Annotated in this window: 16 protein-coding genes, 6 tRNA genes and 2 riboswitches; of the genes, 3 read left to right on the top strand and 19 right to left on the bottom strand. The window is 62.6% G+C overall.

All coding sequences use genetic code 11. From position 1 onward, the window contains the following. Positions 1-149 precede the first annotated feature (149 nt). The 17 genes from rodA to GXP34_00935 all read right to left on the bottom strand — a co-directional run bounded on the left by rodA (position 150) and on the right by GXP34_00935 (position 17425). Positions 150-1307, bottom strand: a complete 1158-nt coding sequence (gene rodA / locus GXP34_00855; GenBank protein ID NOY54520.1) for a rod shape-determining protein RodA — start codon at positions 1305-1307, stop codon at positions 150-152. Further along, complete coding sequence (mrdA, locus tag GXP34_00860) at positions 1307-3298, bottom strand: penicillin-binding protein 2 (GenBank protein ID NOY54521.1); 1992 nt, start codon at positions 3296-3298, stop codon at positions 1307-1309. The genes rodA and mrdA overlap by 1 nt, the downstream gene beginning before the upstream one ends. After that, entirely contained in the window at positions 3295-3798 is a 504-nt protein-coding gene (gene mreD, locus GXP34_00865) for a rod shape-determining protein MreD (GenBank protein ID NOY54522.1), read from the bottom strand. Before mreD ends, mrdA begins: the two co-directional genes overlap by 4 nt. Continuing rightward, a complete protein-coding gene (locus tag GXP34_00870; GenBank protein ID NOY54523.1) occupies positions 3795-4706 on the bottom strand; it encodes a rod shape-determining protein MreC in 912 nt (303 codons plus the stop codon). The genes mreD and GXP34_00870 overlap by 4 nt, the downstream gene beginning before the upstream one ends. A gap of 50 nt (positions 4707-4756) precedes the next feature. Next, positions 4757-5776: a rod shape-determining protein gene (locus tag GXP34_00875; protein ID NOY54524.1), complete on the bottom strand. Its 1020-nt coding sequence runs from the start codon at positions 5774-5776 to the stop codon at positions 4757-4759. A 124-nt stretch (positions 5777-5900) separates the two neighbouring features. Then, entirely contained in the window at positions 5901-6299 is a 399-nt protein-coding gene (ndk, locus tag GXP34_00880; GenBank protein ID NOY54525.1) for a nucleoside-diphosphate kinase, read from the bottom strand. 18 nt (positions 6300-6317) lie between these two features. Then, a complete protein-coding gene (locus GXP34_00885; GenBank protein NOY54526.1) occupies positions 6318-7592 on the bottom strand; it encodes a dihydrofolate synthase in 1275 nt (424 codons plus the stop codon). 63 nt (positions 7593-7655) lie between these two features. Further along, positions 7656-10250, bottom strand: coding sequence for a valine--tRNA ligase (locus GXP34_00890; protein NOY54527.1), 2595 nt, complete (start codon positions 10248-10250; stop codon positions 7656-7658). 227 nt (positions 10251-10477) lie between these two features. Continuing rightward, complete coding sequence (locus GXP34_00895) at positions 10478-11758, bottom strand: hypothetical protein (protein ID NOY54528.1); 1281 nt, start codon at positions 11756-11758, stop codon at positions 10478-10480. Positions 11759-11781: 23 nt separating this feature from the next. Continuing rightward, a riboswitch (cyclic di-GMP riboswitch) is annotated at positions 11782-11852 on the bottom strand. A gap of 235 nt (positions 11853-12087) precedes the next feature. Beyond that, positions 12088-13536 carry a hypothetical protein gene (locus GXP34_00900; protein ID NOY54529.1) on the bottom strand — a complete coding sequence of 483 codons (1449 nt, stop codon included), beginning with the start codon at positions 13534-13536 and terminating at the stop codon, positions 12088-12090. Between the two features lie 16 nt (positions 13537-13552). Next, positions 13553-13638: riboswitch (cyclic di-GMP riboswitch) on the bottom strand. A gap of 134 nt (positions 13639-13772) precedes the next feature. Further along, the gene (gene clpX / locus GXP34_00905) at positions 13773-15041 is read right to left on the bottom strand and encodes an ATP-dependent Clp protease ATP-binding subunit ClpX (GenBank protein NOY54530.1); all 1269 of its coding nucleotides are present in this window, start codon (positions 15039-15041) and stop codon (positions 13773-13775) included. Next, complete coding sequence (clpP, locus tag GXP34_00910) at positions 15041-15658, bottom strand: ATP-dependent Clp endopeptidase proteolytic subunit ClpP (protein ID NOY54531.1); 618 nt, start codon at positions 15656-15658, stop codon at positions 15041-15043. The genes clpX and clpP overlap by 1 nt, the downstream gene beginning before the upstream one ends. After that, positions 15655-17004, bottom strand: a complete 1350-nt coding sequence (gene tig / locus GXP34_00915; protein NOY54532.1) for a trigger factor — start codon at positions 17002-17004, stop codon at positions 15655-15657. Before tig ends, clpP begins: the two co-directional genes overlap by 4 nt. Positions 17005-17056: 52 nt before the next feature. Continuing rightward, positions 17057-17130 (bottom strand) — tRNA-His (locus tag GXP34_00920). A gap of 20 nt (positions 17131-17150) precedes the next feature. After that, a tRNA-Arg gene (locus tag GXP34_00925) sits at positions 17151-17223 on the bottom strand. 24 nt (positions 17224-17247) lie between these two features. Beyond that, a tRNA-Gly gene (locus GXP34_00930) sits at positions 17248-17318 on the bottom strand. Positions 17319-17351: 33 nt separating this feature from the next. Beyond that, a tRNA-Pro gene (locus tag GXP34_00935) sits at positions 17352-17425 on the bottom strand. 421 nt (positions 17426-17846) lie between these two features. On the opposite strand from GXP34_00935, the gene GXP34_00940 reads away from it, so the two are divergent. Both GXP34_00940 and GXP34_00945 read left to right on the top strand, forming a co-directional pair. Next, positions 17847-18158, top strand: coding sequence for a hypothetical protein (locus GXP34_00940; GenBank protein ID NOY54533.1), 312 nt, complete (start codon positions 17847-17849; stop codon positions 18156-18158). 14 nt (positions 18159-18172) lie between these two features. Further along, a tRNA-Lys gene (locus GXP34_00945) sits at positions 18173-18246 on the top strand. Between the two features lies 1 nt (position 18247). On the opposite strand, the gene GXP34_00950 is transcribed toward GXP34_00945, so the two are convergent. Both GXP34_00950 and GXP34_00955 read right to left on the bottom strand, forming a co-directional pair. After that, the gene (locus GXP34_00950) at positions 18248-19459 is read right to left on the bottom strand and encodes a pyridoxal phosphate-dependent aminotransferase family protein (protein NOY54534.1); all 1212 of its coding nucleotides are present in this window, start codon (positions 19457-19459) and stop codon (positions 18248-18250) included. Further along, positions 19456-20292, bottom strand: a complete 837-nt coding sequence (locus GXP34_00955; GenBank protein ID NOY54535.1) for an SDR family oxidoreductase — start codon at positions 20290-20292, stop codon at positions 19456-19458. The genes GXP34_00950 and GXP34_00955 overlap by 4 nt, the downstream gene beginning before the upstream one ends. Positions 20293-20402: 110 nt before the next feature. On the opposite strand from GXP34_00955, the gene GXP34_00960 reads away from it, so the two are divergent. After that, positions 20403-20487, top strand: a tRNA-Leu gene (locus tag GXP34_00960). The last annotated feature ends 132 nt before the right edge of the window (positions 20488-20619 follow it).

Here is a 20619-nt window from a genome sequence, read left to right on the forward strand (position 1 = left end):
GTCTTCCCCAGGGAGCGAAGCGACCGTTGGGGGGAACCTACCGCAGCGGCTTTGCGCCGGGGTAGGGGGGTCTTCCCCAGGGAGCGAAGCGACCGTTGGGGGGAACCTACCGCAGCGGCTTTGCGCCGGCGTAGGAGGAAGCCGGGACGCTAGGCGTTCACCGGCTCACCGGGCACCGGCGTGCGGCGCAACCAGACGGAGTTTGCGATACCCAGCGCGAGTGTTGTGACAAGGAGCGCGGATCCCCCTGCACTCATGAGCGGAAGTGGCAGACCGGTCACCGGCATGATGCCGATCGTCATACCCACGTTCACAAAGATCTGGAAAGCGAGCATTGCAGCGATCCCAACGCTCAGCAGCCTCCCAAACCGGTCCCGGGCGTTGCGGGCGATGATGAGCAGTCTCCACAACAGCACCGCATAGAGCAAGAGAACGATCACGCCACCGATGAGACCCAACTGCTCACCGACTGCGGTGAAGATGAAGTCCGTGGACTGAGCGGGAACGAAGCTCAGATTGGTGAGAGATCCGCCGAACAGGCCTTTGCCGAAGATCCCGCCACTTCCGATCGCGATCTTGCTTCGGATCAGGTTGTACCCGATGCCGAGCGGATCGGCGGTCGGATCGATGAAGCTCTGCAGCCTCGCCAGCTGATAGTCACGAAGCAGCTGGAGCTTCCAAACGGCAACGACGCCGCCCACCGCCCCGACGGTCAGGATCGCGAACTGCCGGAAGGTCGTGCCGGACACGAACAGCATCACGAGGGCGAAGAATCCGAACACCAGCATCGTTCCGAGGTCCGGCTGTCGAAAGATGAGATACGAGGGGATCGCCAACATCCCGAGGGCAAGTCCCAGCCTGCTCCAACGCATCCCCTCTTCACGTGCCGGTGCAAGCACGGCGGCAAGCACGATGATGACGCCCAGTTTGGCAAACTCGGACGGCTGGAACTGAAACGGACCGATCAAGATCCATCGGTTGGCGCCGGCATGTGGTGCCGTGGTCAGCACGAACCCGAGCACGGCCAGCGTGAGCAGGTAGATGACACCGGACCAGCCGGCCAGGTCGCGATAGTCGATGAGCGAACCGATCAAGAACAGCACGAGACCGATGACCGCGAAGACGGCCTGTTTGACCATGAGCGAGGAAGGATCGAATCCCCGAGCCTCCAGGCTCGCACGCGAAGCCGTGTAGACCATGAGAATGCCGAGGCCTGCGAGGACGATCATGGTGACGAACAGGATCACGTCCGGACCCGGACGCGGGCGGTCGCCGACGACGGCATGATCGCGTGCATCGAGGATCATCAGTACTCGGTCCTCTCGCCGGCGATGATTGGCGTGGGTTCCAACCCCAGGAGGTGTTGGAAGATGAATCGCGCCGCTGGTGCCGCAACCTGGCTGCCGCCGCCGCCTTCCTCAACCATCACGACGACGACGTACTTCGGATCGTCGATGGGAGCCACTCCCACGAACCAAGAGGTCACGTCCGCGTCACGAAGGCGAATGCACTTGCCATCTACGTCCTTCTCGGCGCACACCTTCGGCATCTGAGCAGTCCCTGTCTTGCCGCCGACGAGCACCGACTTACTCCCCATGGATGCAAACGCCGATCTGGCGGTGCCTTGGTTGGTGACTCTGCGCATGTCCTCACGGAGCATCTGGACGATCGAAGGAGCGATGTCGAGTGATCGCACGACTTCAGGCGGGTTCGACATGACCTCACGTCCATCCACGTCGGTGATGCGGTCGACGACCCTCGGCTTCCAGACGGTCCCGCCGTTGACCAGTGCCGCGTAGGCGACCGCCATTTGCAGTGGGGTCGTGAGCAGAGCACCCTGTCCGGTCGCCATCGCCAGGAGGTCTCCTCCGAACCATGGGCTTGCGGTGGTCAGTCGGCTCTCATCCAGGAGCCGCAGGCCAGGGTTCTTGAGCTGTGTCTCCTTGCGCTTTTCGAACAGCGCCCGATCCGGAATCAGCCCATCCTGCTCACCCGGAAGATCGATCCCGGTCCGGGCTCCGAATCCGAGCCGACGGGCCCAGTCCTGGAGGAGGTTCTCCTTGTCGGTGCCTTTGTACCGATCCCAGATCCGTAACGCGATCTCCCAGAAGTACACGTTGCACGAACGCGCGAATGCCTCGTGGAGGTTCTGGAACCCGTCGTCACGAGGGTACGTCCAGTTCTTCCAGACCTGGGTGGAACCGTCGGTGAATGGCGCCTTCAACTGGGCGCTGCATTCGGTCCGGTCGTTCGGACCGGTGACGCCTTCAGGGTACATACCCTCTTCGACAGCAGTGAGATAGGTCACCGCCTTGAACGTCGAAGCAGGCGGATACTGACCGGATATCGCCAGGTTGTTGTAAGAGAATTCGCCGTTGCGGACCAGACTCTCGAGCTGTTTGGAGGAGACCTGTCGAAGGAGGGCAGGATCGAACTCGGGAACGGAGTCCATCGCTATGACCCCGCCGTTCGTGACGTCCATCACGACGGCGACAGCCTTCCGGGCAAGACCGTTGTAGGAGCCTTTCTCGTGTTTGAGCTGATTCGCGAGGTTGATTGCGTCGTGAAGAGCCTGCTCGACAACCCGTTCGACGTCGAGGTCGAGGTTCAGGTGCAACGTGTCGCCCGGCTGTGCCGGTTGGCGGAGCAGCTCCTTCAGAATCGAGCCGCGAGCGTTCGTCTGGTAGGCCTCCGAACCCTCCTCTCCCTGCAGCCATTTGTCATATGACGCCTCGAGGCCGCCCTTGCCGATGATGGCATTCGGGTCCAGGTTCTCATCCGCCTGAAGTTGACTGGCCGAAGGCTTCCCGGTGTAGCCGACAATGTGCCCTGCGAGCGCTCCTTGGGGGTAGCGACGCTCTGGGATCTCTTCGATCGTCACGCCCGGCAACTGGGACTGGTGTTCCCACACGTAATAGGCGATATCGGTGTCCACGGTCCCGAGATGCACGACACCGGCAGAGCCTGCATCGTCGAAGGCGGACCAGATCGATACCGCCGGGATTCCCATGAGCCCGGATAGCTGCTGCACGATCGAGTCTTCGATGTCGGCCGGGATCATGATGCGATCGACGACGATGCCAGGGGCGAACTTGCTTGCCACGATGGTCGTTCCCGAGCGGTCGATGATCGATCCACGAGGTGCAGGCAATGTTCGGAAGGCGACGAGAAGGTTCTCTGCCTGTCGTTCATAGTCGGGGGCGGCCGCGACCTGGACGAACCACAGACGAGCACCGAGAACAGTGAACATCGCCACGAACACGAGGCCGATCGTGCCGAGCCGCAACCCTTCTCTCACAGCATCATCTCCCTGTGCCGTTCTCCGCCAAGAATCCGTGTCATGAGCGGGAGCACCGCCGCAGCCAGAATGACGTCGTAGACCGGGCCCAACAGAATCTGGCGAAGTACCAACGGATCGCTGAGGATCCTCTCCCCAAAGAGCGTACCGACGATGGCCAGCAATACGGTGCCCGAGAGAGCGATCCCCCACACGGCAACGCCGATGGTTGGTATCGAGACCTCAAAACGATCGCGTGTCCGGACGGTTATGTACGCGACGATCGTGAGCACCATTGCCCGCAGCCCGAGTGGTGCGCTGCCGAGCAGATCGATGATCAGGCCCGCGGTGAACCCGAGGACCACGGCCGGTTCCGAGTCGAGCCGGCGAGCACTGGCGATGACCGTCAGCAGCACCAGGTCGGGCACGACCCCGAACACGGGAAGCCGGGCCAGCAGCGTCGTCTGGATGATCACGGCAACGCCGACGGCGAGCAGCGAGATGCCGATGCGACGGCTCACCCTGATCCCCCATCTGAGGTTCCTGTTGTCGTCGTTGTCGTCGAGCTGGTCGTTGTCGTCGAGCTGGTCGATGTATCGACCTCCGTCGAGAACGTCCACTGCAGAACGACGACGAAATCGAGCTTGGAGAAGTCCGCCAAGGGAGTTGCCGTCGTGACGATTCGTTGCGCCTCCGGTCTCGCATCTGCAGCGACTTTCGCCACGTTGATCCCGACCGGATACCGCACACTTCCCGCGGTGACGAGGAGATAGCCTGTGAACACCGGCTCGGTGGCTTCAAGCACCTCGAGATCGAGCTCCCCACTCCCCCGGCCCAAGATGATGCCGGCCTCGCCCGTCTGCGATTTGACCCGCACCCCGTCCGACGACGGAGCCACAATCGGCACGACGGTCGCCGAATCGCCGGTCACCTCCGTGATCAGGCCGACGAGCGCTCCGTTCTCGTCGACAACGGGGTTGCCGACCAGCACTCCGTCGTTGCTCCCGGCGTCGATCTGGAAGCCTGCGTCGAAGCTGTCTCCACGGGCGATCACCCTGGCGGGGACCTGCGGGATCGACTCGTCTGCCGGGGTCAGAGCGAGGATACGGCGCAGCGAGGCAACTTCGTCTTCGAGCGTCGCAACCGTATCGAGCCTGGATTCCAGGCTTGCGATGCGCTGCTGAAGTTCCTTGTTGGCATCGCGAAGGCCCGCGACGTTTGCGATGCCGTCCACCATGTCGATCGCCGGATCGACAATCGATGTGGCGAGCTTCTGGATCGGGGTGAACACCGTCTGTACACCGCGACGGAGCGTACCCGTGACTCCCCCACCCGAGCTCCTGATATCGAGCGTCATCAGCGAAAACGCGATGATGACGAGCACCACGAGAAACGAGGTGGCGCGATCGGGAGTTCTGCGGTCTCTCATGCGAGCCTGCTCTGGTCGGGGCGCCGTTCGTGCCCGTTCATGGGCTCACCTCACAGGCGGCTCGAGGAGATGAGAACCCCCTGCAGCGCTTCAAAGTCCTCCAGGCATCTCCCCGAACCGAGCACAACGGACTGAAGCGGACGATCGGCAGACACGATCGGCATGCCTGTCTCATGTGCGAGGCGTTCGTCGATCCCGCGCAGGAGACCGCCTCCTCCCGTAACGACGATACCGCGCTCGATGATGTCCGCCGACAGCTCCGGTGGTGTCTTGTCGAGTGTGTACTTCACCGCATCGACGATCTGCTGGACGGGTTCTTCGACGGCCTCACGAATCTCCGGGCTGGTCAACACGATCGTTTTGGGAAGGCCGGTGACCAGGTCTCTTCCGCGAACCTCGGCGGCGGGTTCGTCCGGATAGGGAAATGCAGATCCGATTGCCATCTTGATCTGCTCCGCGGTGCGCTCGCCGAGCAACAGGTTGTACTCCTTCTTGACCCAATCGATGATCGCCTCATCGAGTTCGTCCCCACCGATGCGAATGCTGCGCGATTCGACGATGCCGCCGAGAGAGATGACCGCCACCTCGGTCGTCCCACCGCCGATATCGACCACCATCGACCCTGACGGCTCACCGACAGGAAGTCCGGTCCCGATCGCGGCCGCCATCGGTTCTTCGATGGTGTAGGCGCGACGCGCCCCCGCGTGATAGGCGGCCTCTTCGACGGCGCGCCGCTCGACCGGTGTGATTCCCGACGGCACGCAGATCACGATCCTGGGCTTGGCCCACTTGCGCCGATGTACCTTGTGGATGAAATAGCGAAGCATCTTCTCGGTAATGTCGAAATCGGCAATCACACCGTCGCGCAGCGGTCTGATTGCTCGGATATAGGAGGGTGTCCGTCCGATCATTCTCTTGGCTTCCATGCCGACGGCAAGGGCGCGATTAGACCGCACATTGATCGCTACGACAGACGGCTCGTTGAGCACAATGCCGACGTTACGAACGTACACGAGTGTGTTCGCGGTGCCCAGGTCAATCGCCATGTCTTGACCTGCAAATGAAAACAACGACTCAGCCAATGAAAACGGCCTCGGATCGGGACTGCCGTAGCTTAGTTGATCCGTTCTCGTGACACTTCACGGGAATAGTCCGGACCAACCGTCACGAGAACGGTGGGTTGCAGACGAACCGTTATCCGAAAAAGATCTTTAGCTCGCGCGCCGCGCTTTCGGGTGCATCGGATCCATGAACGATGTTCTGGGTCAGGATGAGGCCGAAATCACCACGGATCGTTCCAGGCTCGGCATTCTTCGGATCGGTTGCTCCCATGAGAGTACGAGCAACCGCGATGGCTCCATCTCCGGACCATTCCATCGCCACCACCGGTCCCGACGTGATGAACTCGAGCAGTTCGTTGAAGAAGGGCTTCTCGACGTGTTCTGCGTAGTGGCGGCGTGCCATGGCTTCATCGATGACGAGGCGTCGGATCTTCTCCAGACGAAGCCCCTTGCGCTCAAAGCGGCTGATCACCTCACCGACGAGGCCTCGCGCTACGCCGTCCGGCTTGACCATGACAAATGTATGTTCCATCGCGTTCCTTTCCATCGGTCATAGTTTGGCAGCGCCGGAGGGCTGTCCTGCCATCGAACGCATCACGGGCCTGGCTTCACCGGCGACATACAGGGATCCGGTGGCGATGACTGCCCCATCTTCTCCTGCCGTGAGGATGCCCTCCCGGACGGCAGCATCGACTCCGGCAACCTGCCGCACTTCGACGCCGGGCCCCAGAGCGGCGCGTGCCACACGAGCCACCTTGTCGGCGGGGATCGCCCGATCGCTCACCGGAGCGGTGGCAAACATCCTGCCGACCTTGCCGCCCAGGTGGCCGATCATGCCTTCCAGGTCTTTGTCGCCCAGCGCCCCGAGAATGACCGTCCACTCCAGTGACGGGAACTCTTCGTCGAGCGATTCGGCGAGAACACCGAATCCCTCTGCATTGTGTGAACCGTCCACAATCGTCAGAGGTTGCCGCCCGATGACTTCGAGGCGACCCGGCGACGTCGCGGCGGCAACACCCTCACGCAGTGCCTCGGGGCTGAGAGCGCGCCCGAACAACGACTCGACGGCTGCCACGGCGACAGCCAGGTTCCGGGTCTGATACCGCCCGTGCAGAGGCAGGAAGACGTCCTCATAGGTCTCGTAGATGCCGTCGATGGTGACCATCCATCCACCGATGGCAAGCGCGGCATCCTGCAGTCGGTAATCCTCGCCGTATTTCCGGCGACGGATTCCGAGTTCGGCGACCCGACGTTGCGCCTCTCTCTCCGCTTCTGCCGGCAGCGGACCGGTAACGAGGATGCAGCCCGGCTTGGCAATCGCAAGCTTCTCGATGGCGATCTCGCGCAGTGTCGATCCGAGCACCCGAACGTGTTCTTTCGAAACACCGGTGAGGACCGCCACCTCGCCATCGGCGACATTGGTGGAATCGAGGCGGCCACCGAGTCCGACCTCGACGACACCGACATCCACTGCGCGTTCGGCAAACCAGGCAAACGCCATCGCAGCAGTCAGCTCGAAATAGGTCGGACGCTCCCCGGTCCGTTGCTCCAGGAGATCGGCGAAGGGCGCGACGTCGGCTACGGCCTCGGCGAACTCATGGGCGGTTGCGTGATGCCCGTTGACACCGAGACGCTCCTCGACCCGTTCGAGATGGGGCGACGTGAACGAACCGACGGCGAGACCGTGCGCGGAGATGGCCGCAGCGGCGATCCTCGAAGTCGATGTCTTCCCGTTGCTGCCGGTGATGTGAATGATCGGGTAGGTGTCCTGGGGGTTCGCCATCAGGTCGAGAAGGACGCGCGTCCGCTCGAGTCCCGGTTGCATTCCGAGCCCGATGTGCCGATCGAGAAAGGCGACAGCCTCTTCGTACTTCGTCGCAGCCCCGTTTCAGCCGCCCAGCTCATCGAGCTGAGATTGGAGCTTGTCCACCTTCTGGCGAAGCTCGTCTGCCTTGGCAAGCTCTTTCGCGACGATCTCGGCGGGTGCTTTGGAGCGGTAGTCCCCGTTGGCGAGCTTGGCCTCCGAACGTTCGAGATCCGCTCGAGCGGCAACAATCGACTTCTCGAGTCGAGCCCGCTCCGCTTCCACGTCGACAAGTCCGGCGAGGCGGATGAAACCCTGGATGGACCCGGCGACAATGCGGGTGAAACCGGCGGCGTCCGCTGGAGGATCGCCGAACTCAGGCTCGACGAACGCCAGTGCGCGCAGTTGCTCTTCCCACCATGTGCCCTCCAATCCATCCGAATCCACGACGGTCATGGCCATCGGCCTGCGAGGACCGAGCCCGTGCTCGGCACGGAAGCGTCGCACGCCGGTGACGAGTTCCTGGAGTGTCGCGATGCCGGCCGGGGCCTGATAGCGCGGGATGCGGGGCCATCTCGATCCCGCGAGGAGCTCATCTCTGCTCACGAGTTCGTTCCACAGCTCCTCGGTCACGAAGGGAATCACCGGGTGGAAGAGCTTGAGGAGATCACGCAGGACCACGCCGAGCGTCTGACGAGCCCCGGCGGCCCTGGCAGGGTCCCACAAGGGAGACTTGGCCATCTCCAGATACCAGTCGAACACCTCCGACCAGGCGAAGCTATACAGCAACGCGTACGCGTCGGAGAGCCGGTATTGGTCACACAGGGTGTCGAATCGTTCGGTCACTTCACCGAGTCGCGACAGTATCCAGCGATCGACTGGCGAAGGATCGTCGGGATAGCCGCCGTCCACGGGAACGTCACCGGTGTGCTGGAGACCGAACCGTATCGCATTCCACAGCTTGTTACCGAACTTGCGCGTGCCCTCGACCCATTCGATGTCGAATGGAACGTCATGTCCGGGCGCCGCCGCCTGGATCAGCGCGAGACGTAGAGAGTCGGCGCCGTGCTCCTCGACGATGTCGAGCGGATCGACGGCATTGCCGATCGATTTCGACATCTTGCAGCCGGAGGCGTCACGCACGAGTCCGTGGATGACGGTGTCGACGAACGGAACGTCACCCATGAAATGCAAACCCATCTGCATCATGCGGGCCACCCAGAAGTAGATGATGTCGAACCCGGTGATCATCACCGCGTTCGGGTAGAAGCGCTCGAGGTCCTCGGTCTCATCCGGCCAGCCGAGTGTGGAGAACGGCCACAGCGCCGAGGAGAACCACGTGTCGAGCACGTCTTCGTCCTGGCGGAGGTCCCCCGATCCACACGGGCACACCGTCGGATCCTCGATGGCGACGATCGTCTCGCCACAGTCGTCGCAGTACCAGGCAGGGATCCGGTGGCCCCACCAGATCTGGCGGCTGATGCACCAGTCCCTCAGATTCTCCATCCAGTGGAAGTAGCTTTTCTCCCAGCGCTTCGGAAAGAAACGAGTCCTCCCCTCTCGCACGACATCGATGGCAGGGATCGTGAGCGGTCGCACCTTGACGAACCACTGGTCGGACAGATACGGCTCGATGACGGTGCCGCAGCGGTAGCAGTGGCCCACCGAGTGGGTGTGGTTTTCGATCCTCTCGACGGCGCCTGCCTTGTGGAGTTCGTGCTTGACCGCTTCACGAGCTTCGAATCGGTCCATCCCGTCGAACCGCAGGCCGGTGAACGCGACCATGGCACCCTCGTCGAGGATCTTTGGTGATTCGAGACCGTGCCGCCGGCCGATCTCGTAGTCGTTGGGGTCGTGAGCGGGCGTCACCTTGACGGCACCGGTCCCGAACTCGGGATCGACCGCCTCGTCGGCAATGATCGGGATCTCGCGACCCACGAGGGGCAGACGGACGGTGCGCCCCACATACGGCTGGTACCGGGCGTCGTCCGGATGCACGGCGACGGCCGTGTCCCCGAGCATCGTTTCCACCCTGGTCGTCGCGACGGTGATACCGCCCGGTCCATCGGTGAACGGGTAGGTGACGTAGACGAGTTCACCCGGTTCGTCCTCATACTCGACTTCGATCTCCGCCAGAGCGGTACCACAGCGGGGGCACCAGTTGATGATCCGGTTCCCGCGGTAGATGAGGTCCTCTTCATAGAGACGTACGAACACTTCTCGCACGGCGCGCGAGAGGCCCTCGTCCATGGTGAACCGTTCCCGAGTCCAATCGACAGAGTCGCCGAGGCGGCGCATCTGGAGGCTGATCCGGTCGCCGTATTGGCGCTTCCAGGACCAGACCTGTTCGATGAACGCCTCCCTGCCGATGTCGTGGCGGGACAGGCCTTCGGCCGCGAGGTCCCGCTCGACGACGTTCTGGGTGGCGATGCCCGCGTGGTCGGCACCGGGGAGCCAGAGAGTGGCATAGCCCTGCATGCGTTTGCGGCGCACGATCACGTCGTGAATCGAATGGTTGAGAGCATGCCCCATGTGCAGCTGGCCGGTCACATTGGGGGGTGGAATGACGACACAAAACGGTTCGCCGTCGGGATTGTGCTCAGGTCGAAAGACGCCGGACCGATCCCAACGGTCGTACCAGCGCGACTCGACGGCCTTCGGATCGTACGTCGGTTGCATCGCGCTCTTCTTGCATGGTGGACGACATGCTAGCGCCTCGGCAGGCAGCCTCTGCGACGTTCCGTCGGCCAGGAACTCACCTCGCGACGCTCCCCGTCTCGACACACCGTGGCGGGTGCTCCTTCATCTGGCGGTCTTGCAGCCGACGTCGGGCTGCCCCATGCCACAAAGAGGCCCCGGCCGGCGGCCGGGGCCTCAACCTCCCACATTGTCGTCTGGACGGGGTGTCAATCGAGTCGACGTGCCGCGCCGGCCTCCACCACAGGTTCTTCCTTCTTCCGGAATGCCAGTGTCACAAGGCCACCGAGCAGCAGCAACGCAGCGCCGATACCACCTGCGGTGGTCCCCGACGCTCCGGTGAACGGCAAGGTCTCTGTCGTCGGCGAGGTCGTGACCGTCGTCGCCGGACGCGTGACCGTCGTCGGTGAGACCGACGCCCTCACGACGCCGGCGTCCCACGTCAAGTCGTTCTGGCCCGCTGCCAGTGTGATCACGCCCGTCCGTCCGGTCGTGCGATCTGCATCACTGCCTGTCGAAACCGTCCCCTTGCCAACGATCGTGAACCCGCCGAAGCCAGGTACGCCGCCAAGGCCGTCGGGAATGACGAACTCGACCACATAGGTACCTGCCGCGAGGTCCGTGAACAGGTAGTTGCCGCCGGCGTCGGTCACCGTGGTGTCCAACTTCGTCGTGCCGGTGCCGTCATACAGATTCACGATCACCCCGGCTATTCCCGACTCTCCCGAACCCTGAATCCCATCCTCGTCCGGTTCGACCCCGTCGTACCAGACGAAGTCACCGATAGAGCCAAGAAGCGGTGGGCACTCACCAACGGTGAACCTGCCCGACGTCCGCCCAACCAGCGAGAAACCAGGCGCAGCCGACGCCACCCACGTATACGAACCAGGATCGAGCGTGAACGCATCACCGGAACCGGTAGCCACATACGAGCCACCAGGCCCCGTAATCGTCACCATCGCACCAGACGTCGGAGCAATCACCACCTTCACAGGGGCCTCCGACGACTCACCATTCCACGAACACGACCCGGCCGAAACCGTCACCGACGCATCCGTCGGCGGCCGTTGGCATCCGGTGTCGTCGAGTTGGCTCAGGTCGATCGACAGCGATCTGGAAACATGTTGCGGGCCCCCGTCAGACCAATCTGCTTTCACGGTCAAGGTCTTGACGCCCGAATCGGAGAGCGAATACGAAACCGTGTCGGATTCGGTCGCATTCGGTCCGAGCACGAGTCCATGTTTGATGTCTGTCAGCAGACTGTCCGAGTAGGTGACCTGGTCGACGGTCATGACGCGCCCGGACCAGTTCCCGTTCGCCACCGTCCAGGTGATCTCCCACTCTCCCGACTCCGCGGAGCAGCCGGCATCGACAGACAGAATCGGATGGTGCGCCGATGCCGCCGGTGCGAAGTACCCGATGAGGGGCACCACCAAGACAACAACGAGGATTGCTCGCAGTGCCTGTCCAGCCCAAGTGTGATCTCTCATTTTCCGCCTCCTCGTCAAGGGGGCGGGCCGGTCTCACCACTGGCTCACTTCGATCCTTGGTGACCGCGTACAGATCGAAGTTCAACGCCTCCCGTTATTGGCCCCTGACCACAATGTGTGGTTATGAAGTCATGATATACCACTGCACGCGGTCTTTCAACCACTATTTGTGCTGTCTCGTCCACGCTGCGTGTTGCACACGCCTGCCTGACAAGACGGACCTCCCCAACGGTCGTCGCCGACGTCTCCGTCTCGATACCGCCCCACCGCGCAACCAGCGAGGGCCTCGGCAAAAGCCGAGGCCCTCTGATGACGATACGCCGGTACGGCTACTCGGCGTCGTTACGGATTACCACCAGATCGTCCTCCTTGCCACGAACCGCCAGCAGAACGAGCCCCCCGAGCAGGACCAGGCCTACCGCCGCTCCCCCAAGGCCGCTGGAGGATGCACCGGTGAATGGCAGTGTCTCGGTGGTCGGGCGCACTGCGGTCGTCGGTTCTACTTCGGTCGTGCGGTGTATGCCTGCATCGACCGTCAGATCGCTCACCCCCGCGCCAAGCGAAATGATGCCGCTGCGTCCATTCGCTCCCGCATCGCTGTCGATCGTGTCGTCCGATCCTTGATCCGCAGCCGAGAACTCCCACGTTTCTGCCGGAAGCACGAACTCGACGATGTAGTCGCCGGCCAGAAGCCCGCTAAAGCCGTAGTGCCCGTCGGAATCTGTTGTCGTCGACTCCAGCTGTGCACCACTGCCATCCAGCAGGTTCACCGTGGCTCCTGCGATTCCGATTTCACCGGCATCCTGCAGACCGTTGGTGTTCGCGTCGTTCCACACGAAGTCGCCAATGGTTCCGGCTTGAGGCGCCGTCGTCGTCGTGGTGGGCGGCGCCGTGGTCGTCGTGGTCGTCGGCGCCGTGGTCGTCGTGGTCGTCGGCGCCGTCGTCGTCGTGGTTGTCGACGCCGTGAACGTGTTCGTGAACACGCAGGTCACCGACTCCCCTTCGGCCAAGTCGATCTGTGCCGGATCAGACCCGTCCGAACACGCCGTGGAGGTGAGCTCCCATCCCGGGGGCAGCACGGTTTCCTTCACGTCATAGATCCCGGCAGGTAGGCCGTCGAACGTGGTCGAGGCCACCCCCGACGCCGTGGTCATACTGAAGTCCGTGTCGTCCAGAGTCTCCGAAGAGAACGAGAACGTTCCGTTACCGTTGATCGCGTTCTTCAGGATCTTGATCGAGCCGGTCGCCGCCTCCGGCACGGGAACGAACGCTGCGCAGACCGGGTGAATCGAGTTCGCATAGGTCTGGGCATCACCGGGAGTGGGCCAGAACGCGTGACGCGCCCAAAGCTCGGTGAGGTCCGGAACGAGCGTGTCTGCGTTCACCTGCTGCGAAAGGAAGTCCACATCGTTCGGCAGGTCGGCGATGATGCCTGAAAGGAACGAGGGGGTGGCTCCAGAGACCATCGAACGATCGGCGAGCTGCCACTGCTCATGTGCCTGCACCTGAGGCGACGTGCCATCGTGGGGATCATACGAGTACAGGTAGATGTCGTACCGTCCCGCCGGAATCGATACGGCGACCGGCCCGGTCTCGGCATCCGCCTTGGTGAGGTCGGAACGAATCATGTGCGCGCCCAGATCGACGATGGTTCCTTGTGTGAACGGGCACGTCAAATCCGGCTCGGCCGTCTGCCCCCATGCAGGAATTGCCAGAAGCCCGACCAAGAGCGCCATCGTGGCGACCGCGGCACCCCACCTCAATAGACCCTTTTTCATTTCCGCCTCCTTGCCATGAGGGGCGGGCCGGTCTCACCACTAGCTCACTTCGGTTCTTGGTGACCGTATTACGAACCGAAGGTCATCGCCTCCCATTTACTAACCCCCGACCACTAATTGTGGCCGTACGACCATTCTATGTCACCCATCGCGCGATTTCAACCACCAAATCGCGCCACGGGGCACATCAAGATTACGGACTTGCCACAGGGCGTGGAATAGGTCCCGCGACCCGTTCAAGCGGAACGTTCGGTCGTGTCCGAGTCGAGTTCGGTCAGCGGCACCAGCGTCGGGTTGACACGTTCTGCGACAACATCCCCGTTGATCAGCACGCGGCCGACATCCTTGCGCGATGGCAGGTCGTACATCGTGTTGAGGAGCACTTCTTCCATGATGGCCCGCAGACCTCGTGCTCCCGTGTTGCGTTTGAGTGCCTGGTCGGCGATCGCCACGAGTGCATCGTCGGTGAACTCCAACTCGACGTCGTCCAGCTCGAAGAACCGGGTGTACTGGCGCACCAGCGCGTTCTTCGGTGCTTTGAGGATCTCGATCAGCGAGCTCTTGTCCAGGTCGTCCACCGTCGCGACCACGGGAAGTCGTCCGACGAACTCGGGGATCAAACCGAACTTGATGAGGTCTTCGGGCAAGACCTTCCCGAGAAGTTCGGAGGCCCGATGCTCATCACGAGTACGGATGTCGGCGCCGAAACCGACCGCCCTGTTCCCGACCCGACTTCCGATCAGATCTTCGAGGCCCGCAAAGGCACCGGCAACGATGAACAACACATTCGTCGTGTCGATCTGGATGAACTCCTGGTGCGGATGCTTGCGGCCACCTTGGGGCGGAACCGACGCCACGGTTCCTTCGAGGATCTTCAACAGCGCCTGTTGGACTCCCTCACCGGACACGTCGCGAGTGATCGAGGGATTCTCCGACTTGCGGGCGATCTTGTCGATCTCGTCGATGTAGATGATCCCCTGCTCCGCCTTCTTGACGTCGAAGTCTGCCGCCTGAATCAGCTTGAGGAGGATGTTCTCGACATCCTCGCCCACGTACCCGGCCTCGGTGAGCGCGGTGGCGTCGGCGAGTGCGAACGGGACGTTGAGGAGTCTGGCGAGCGTCTGGGCGAGCAGCGTCTTGCCGCAACCGGTCGGTCCGATCAGCAGAATGTTCGACTTCTGCAGTTCGACATCCTCTTTGTTCTCATTGCCGGCCTGTACCCGCTTGTAGTGGTTGTAGACGGCGACCGACAAGACTTTCTTGGCGCGATCCTGCCCGACGACGTAATCGTCGAGGAACTCGTAGATCTCGTGTGGTGTCGGCAGTTCGGTGATCCCGACGGTTTCCTGCTCGGTGAATTCCTCGGCGATGATCTCGTTGCACAACTCGATGCATTCATCGCAGATGTACACGCCAGGCCCCGCGATCAACTTGCGGACCTGCTTCTGTGATTTGCCGCAGAAGCTGCACTTCAAGAGTTCGCCGCCTTCACCGAACTTCGCCATTACGCCCCCGTCACCGCGGCGAGCTCTCGCCGCGAGAGAATGTCGTCGATGATCCCGTATGCCTTCGCTTCCTCGGCGAGCATCCAGAAATCCCGCTCCGTATCCTCGGACACCTTCTCCATGGTCTGGCCGGTGTGTTCGGCGAGAATCTCATTGAGCTGCTCACGCATCTGCATGATGAGTCGAGCCTGGATCTCGATGTCGGACGCCTGACCCTGGGCGCCGCCAGACGGCTGGTGCAGCATCACGCGGGCGTGTGGCAGCGCGAACCGCTTGCCCTTTTCTCCACCGGCGAGGATCACCGCCGAGGCCGAGGCCGCCATGCCCATACACACGGTCGTGACGGCCGGCTTGATGTATTGCATCGTGTCGTAGATCGCGAACAGTGATGTGATCGAGCCGCCGGGAGAGTTGATATAGAGATAGACGTCTTTGTCGGGATCTTCGCTCTCCAGGTGCAACAACTGCGCCATGATGAGGTTGGCGACCGTGTCATCGATGGGAGTACCGAGGAAGACGATCCGATCTTTCAGCAACCGGCTGTAGATGTCGAACGCGCGCTCACCACGACTTGTCGATTCGACGACCGTTGGGACGATGTAGTTCTCGGCATTCATTCCGTCTCCTCTGCCGGTTGATCGTCGCCCTTCGTTCCTTCGGCGATCAGGACGATCCGGCTTCCATTCTCGTCGATCGGGACCGCTGCATCCGCGAGTGCCTCGAGCGTCTTGCGGCGCAGGATATCACTGCGCACGCGATTCTCTTGTTCACCAAACTCTGCGCGGAACTCTTCCGGCTCCCGACCTGCCTGTTGGGCGAGAGAATCCATCACCTCGGCGAGTTCCTCCTCGGTCACCTCGATACCTTCTGCCTCGGCGATCGCGTTGAGCAGGATGTCGGTGCGCACGTTGCGATCGGCCCGGCTGCGAAGGTCGTCGACGAACACCTCCTGGTCCTGGCCGGTGACCCGAAGGTAGTCGGCCAGTGAGATTCCTTGTTCTTCGAGCTCATGAGCGAAACGGTGCAGGATGGCGTCCATCTCGGCTCCGATGATCCCTTCGGGAATCTCGAGTTCCATCTCTTCGAGAAGCTGCCCCAGGATGCCGTTGCGAAGCTGCGCGACCGAAGCGGCGCGTTTGGCCTCTGTCATCCGTCGCTCCAAATCGCTGCGCATCTCCTCCACCGTCTCGAACTCGGTGACATCGGAGACCCACTCGTCCGTCAGGTCGGGCAGTCGCTTCTCCTTGACCTCCTTGACGAGGACCCGAAAGGTGACCTGCTCACCGACCCTGTCTCCGAAACCGGCGGGAAGTGGACCGTCGAACGCGACGATGTCACCGGCCTTCTTGCCGATGAGATGCTCGTCGATGCCCTCGATGAACGACCCGGACCCCGCTTCGAGGAGCAGGTCGGTGGCCGTTGCGTCCTCGACCGGCTCGCCGTCGAGGAGGGCACTCAGATCGATCGCAACGAAGTCGCCCTCGACGACTGGACGGTCGACCGTCTCCAGTTCGGAGAACTGATCGCGCATCCGATCGATCTGAGACCGCAGCTCTTCCTCTTCGACGTCGGGCACGTTCACCTCGACCTCACGGTCACGAAACTCCGGGACCGTGTCGAGCTCTGGCCAGAGCGTCACCCTGACGTGCACCTCGACGCCGTCGTCGATGTCGACGATCTCGTCGACACTCGGATTCAGCGCAGGGACGAGTCCGCTCTCGTTGAGCGCTTCGGCGATCAACGCGGGAAGGAGGTCGTCGATCGCGTCACTTCGGAGTCGATCCCCACCGACCACGGTTTCGACGACTCTTCGAGGCGCGCGGCCGGGTCGGAACCCCTTGATCTTGACTTCGTGCGACAGCTTGCGCGCCGCCCGGTTCTCCGCTGCAAGCAGCGCCTCGCCGGTGACCTCGACGGTCAGCAGCTTCTCGAATGGACCTGCGTCCGTGATCTTGGTATTCAACCTCGTTACCTCGCTTTACAGGGAAGACGGCGCGCCGACGCCGCCTCTTCAGGGTGGCCGACGGGTTTCGAACCCGCGACCTCCGGGACCACAACCCGGCGCTCTATCCAACTGAGCTACGGCCACCATGTGCGAACCGAACCCGGCGCCCCCGGGAGGATTCGAACCCCCGACCAAGAGCTTAGAAGGCTCCTGCTCTGTCCTCTGAGCTACGGGGGCAGATTCCATTCGGTCGGTCCGCAGAGCGGGTGAAGGGAATCGAACCCTCATGACCAGCTTGGAAGGCTGGGGCTCTACCATTGAGCTACACCCGCGTCGGCCGCAGGATAGTGCGGCCTCCGCGTACGTCGGGCTGGCCGGATTTGAACCGGCGACCCCCTGCTCCCAAAGCAGGTGCGCTGCCAAACTGCGCCACAGCCCGTACTCGTCGGCAACCAGCCAAGGGAAACCGGCGGTGCCGCCATTGTTGCATGCCCGCCAGGCGGTACAAGCCAAGACACCCGAGGATCCCGTTCTCGTGACGGCTCGACGGGATTATTCCCGTGAACCGTCACGAAAACAGGATGGAGGTCCCGAAGGGGGCGCTGGCCGGATGGTGCACAGACTTTCGACCGAGTGAAACAGCCATCGAGGCCATCCGAGAAAGGACAGGATCCTGGAAAGGCGCGCCTCGGGACACACGGCGCAAGCGACGGGCCGAAGTCGAGCGACCGAAAGTCGAATCCCGGGCCGACGTCCTCGAGCGATTGCCGGATCCGAGATGGCCGGCGGGCACCGTCATGTATCGGACCGAGGGCGCAAAGACGCAACGTAGGCTTCAAATGACGAACTCGGATCCGCGAGTGTTGCGGCTCTTCATGGCCCGGGCCGCAACATACCTGACTCCGAACCCGGAGTTCGCCCTGCAACTACAGCACCACGAGGGCAACGACGACCCACCGGCTCGCACCTACCGGACCAACGAACTCGGGCTCGCACACCCTGACTTCTACAAGACCTTCGTCAAGCCGCGAGGAACTGGCCACCGCAAGAACCACCTCGAGCAAGGCGTGTGCGGCGTTCGACTACGAAGGAGCGCAAACACGTGGATCGTGGCCATGGCATGGATCGACGGCCTTTTGGCAGTATTCGGGGAACCTCGACAGCTCGGTTAGACTGCCGCTCCGCCGGGTCGCTAGCTCAATCTGGCAGAGCAGGGGCCTCTTAAGCCCAAGGTTGTGGGTTCAAGTCCCACGCGACCCACTCAGATCAAACTGGCCAGTCTCCCGATCTTCTCGAATGCCTCCAACGCTCTGTCGATCTGATCGTTCGTGTGCGTCGCCATGCAGCTCGTACGCAGCAACTGTCGCCCGTTCGGTGTCGCAGGAGAAACAACGGGATTCGTGTAGACACCCTCGTCGAGCAGCATGCGCCACATGCCGAAGGTGACCATGTCGTCACCGACGATGACCGGAACGATCGGAGAAACGGAGTTGCCGGTGTCGAAGCCCAGACGCTGAAGCCCGGTCCGCCACCGCTCGCCATTGAGCTGCAGCCGCTCGACCCGCTCCGGCTCGGACCGCATGATCTCCAACGCTGCCAGCGCGGCGGCGGCGTTGGGCGGAGGGATCGATGCCGAGAAGATCAGCGCACGGGCATGATGCTGGATGAAGTCCACCACTTGGGTGTCACCGGCGATGAACCCCCCGAGCGACGCGAACGACTTGGAGAACGTGGACATGATCAGATCGGTCTCGTCCACGACGCCGAAGTGTGCTGCAGTACCTCGCCCCGCCCCCATCACTCCCATGCCGTGGGCATCGTCCACCATCACTCGTGCCCCATATCGGTGGCTCAGATCGAGCATCTCGGGAAGTGGGGCCAAGTCCCCTTCCATACTGTAGAGGCCGTCGACAACGACGAGGCGGCCCTGGTCGTCGGCAGTGGACAGCAATTGGCGTTCGAGGTCCCCGAGATCGTTGTGGCGGAAACGCTTGATTCTCCCCCAGCCGAGCCGAGCCGCATCGATGATGCTGGCGTGGTCGTCCTTGTCGAGGAACACGGTATCGCTCCGGCCGACCAGCGCGGAGATCGTGCCCAGGTTGGTCTGCATGCCCGTGGAGAACACGAGGGCAGCATCCTTGCCGACGAACTCGGCGAGCTGCCGTTCGAGTTCCAGGTGCATCTCCAGCGTCCCGTTGAGGAATCGCGACCCCGTACAACTGGTACCCATTTCCGCGATGGCCTTCATGGCCGCCTCGCGCACCTTCGGATGGGTCGTCAGGCCGAGGTAGTTGTTCGAACCGAACATCAGGATACGCCGGCCCTGGTAGATCGCCTCGGATCCCTCGTTGCTCTCGAGCGGGAGGAAGTACGGGTAGAACCCCGCCTCCCGAGCCTGTCGGGCACGGTCGAACGCGAGTGCCTTCTCGAACACGTCGGCGCGTGAGGTCGCCGCATCGGGACGGTCGGTCATCGTTGCTCGGCCTTTCTCGTTGCCTTCTTCAGGTCACGATCCATGATGATGCGAACCAGACCCGGAGCGTACCGGTTCACTCGCCAGATCCAGCCGGATCCCTTGGGATGGATGCTGAACCGTCCAGCGAGGATCCCGTCGACGAACGTGCGGGCGACCTCGTCGGGAGACAGGAGCCCGGCGCTCTCCGACATGATGGCCGTCTCCGCAGGTTTCGTCTTGTTCTCGTTCGCCAGACCGGGGGTTTCCGTGTCGGGTGGGAACAGGACGGAGAACCCGATCCCGCGCGGCTTGAGTTCGTGCCGCAGCGACTCGGCGAGACCGACGACGGCGAACTTCGAAGGTGCATAGGCGCTGTAGCCGATCATGCCGAAGTACCCCATCATCGACGAGATGAACGACACGTGACCTTTGTGAGCCTCGACGAAGTGGGGAAGAAGCGCCAGTGTCGGAATGAGCTGCCCCAGGTAGTTCAGCTGCATCTGGCGCCGGAAATCATCGAGCGTGAGTTCGTGCACGTACCCCGGGCGGGCTCCGCCGACGCAGTTGATGAGATGATCGGGGACTCCCCTGCGTTCGATGAGGTCTGCCAGAGCGGGGGTCACCTGATCGTTGTCGGTGGTATCGAGGGCGGTCGTCTCCACGAACTGGTCGCTGCTCGTTGCGAGTTGGGAGAGTTCTGCCGCCGTATCCGCAAGCGCCTGACGGCCGCGGGCGATGAGGACGACGCTACCGCCCCGAGACACCACCTGTCGCGCCGTGGCCCGCCCGATCCCCATCGACGCACCAGTGATGATGGAGACCGTACCGGCGAACCCTTTGCCCTTCACCATCCGCGAGAGCTATGGGAGGGGGATACTCGATCGAACACACGGGGAGATTACACGGTGCGGTTGACGGGTGCGGACCGAGTTGCCGGCTTCGCCTGGCAGAATGGGGAGACGCGGGCGTAGCCGAATTGGCATAGGCGCCAGACTTAGGATCTGGTGGGCGTAGGCCCGATGTGGGTTCGAGTCCCACCGCCCGCACATTCCCCGTTCTCGTGACGTCTGGGCGAAACTATCCGGACGAAGCGTCACGAGAACGAGAGGAAAGGGTCCCTCACCACTGTGCGTGGCCCCATGGCGACCAGACACGCCGAGTCTCGGCTCCTACGCACT

This window comes from Actinomycetota bacterium (genome assembly GCA_013152275.1).
Classification (GTDB): Bacteria; Actinomycetota; Acidimicrobiia; order Spongiisociales; family UBA4744; genus BMS3Bbin01.

Coding starts and splice junctions, on each gene's coding strand:
- rodA (NOY54520.1), bottom strand. CDS start 1,307: ATGATCCTCGATGCACGCGATCATGCCGTCGTCGGCGACCGCCCGCGT.
- GXP34_00870 (NOY54523.1), bottom strand. CDS start 4,706: ATGAGAGACCGCAGAACTCCCGATCGCGCCACCTCGTTTCTCGTGGTG.
- ndk (NOY54525.1), bottom strand. CDS start 6,299: ATGGAACATACATTTGTCATGGTCAAGCCGGACGGCGTAGCGCGAGGC.
- GXP34_00885 (NOY54526.1), bottom strand. CDS start 7,592: ATGCAACCGGGACTCGAGCGGACGCGCGTCCTTCTCGACCTGATGGCG.
- GXP34_00890 (NOY54527.1), bottom strand. CDS start 10,250: ATGCAACCGACGTACGATCCGAAGGCCGTCGAGTCGCGCTGGTACGAC.
- GXP34_00895 (NOY54528.1), bottom strand. CDS start 11,758: ATGAGAGATCACACTTGGGCTGGACAGGCACTGCGAGCAATCCTCGTT.
- GXP34_00900 (NOY54529.1), bottom strand. CDS start 13,536: ATGAAAAAGGGTCTATTGAGGTGGGGTGCCGCGGTCGCCACGATGGCG.
- clpX (NOY54530.1), bottom strand. CDS start 15,041: ATGGCGAAGTTCGGTGAAGGCGGCGAACTCTTGAAGTGCAGCTTCTGC.
- clpP (NOY54531.1), bottom strand. CDS start 15,658: ATGAATGCCGAGAACTACATCGTCCCAACGGTCGTCGAATCGACAAGT.
- GXP34_00950 (NOY54534.1), bottom strand. CDS start 19,459: ATGACCGACCGTCCCGATGCGGCGACCTCACGCGCCGACGTGTTCGAG.
- GXP34_00955 (NOY54535.1), bottom strand. CDS start 20,292: ATGGTGAAGGGCAAAGGGTTCGCCGGTACGGTCTCCATCATCACTGGT.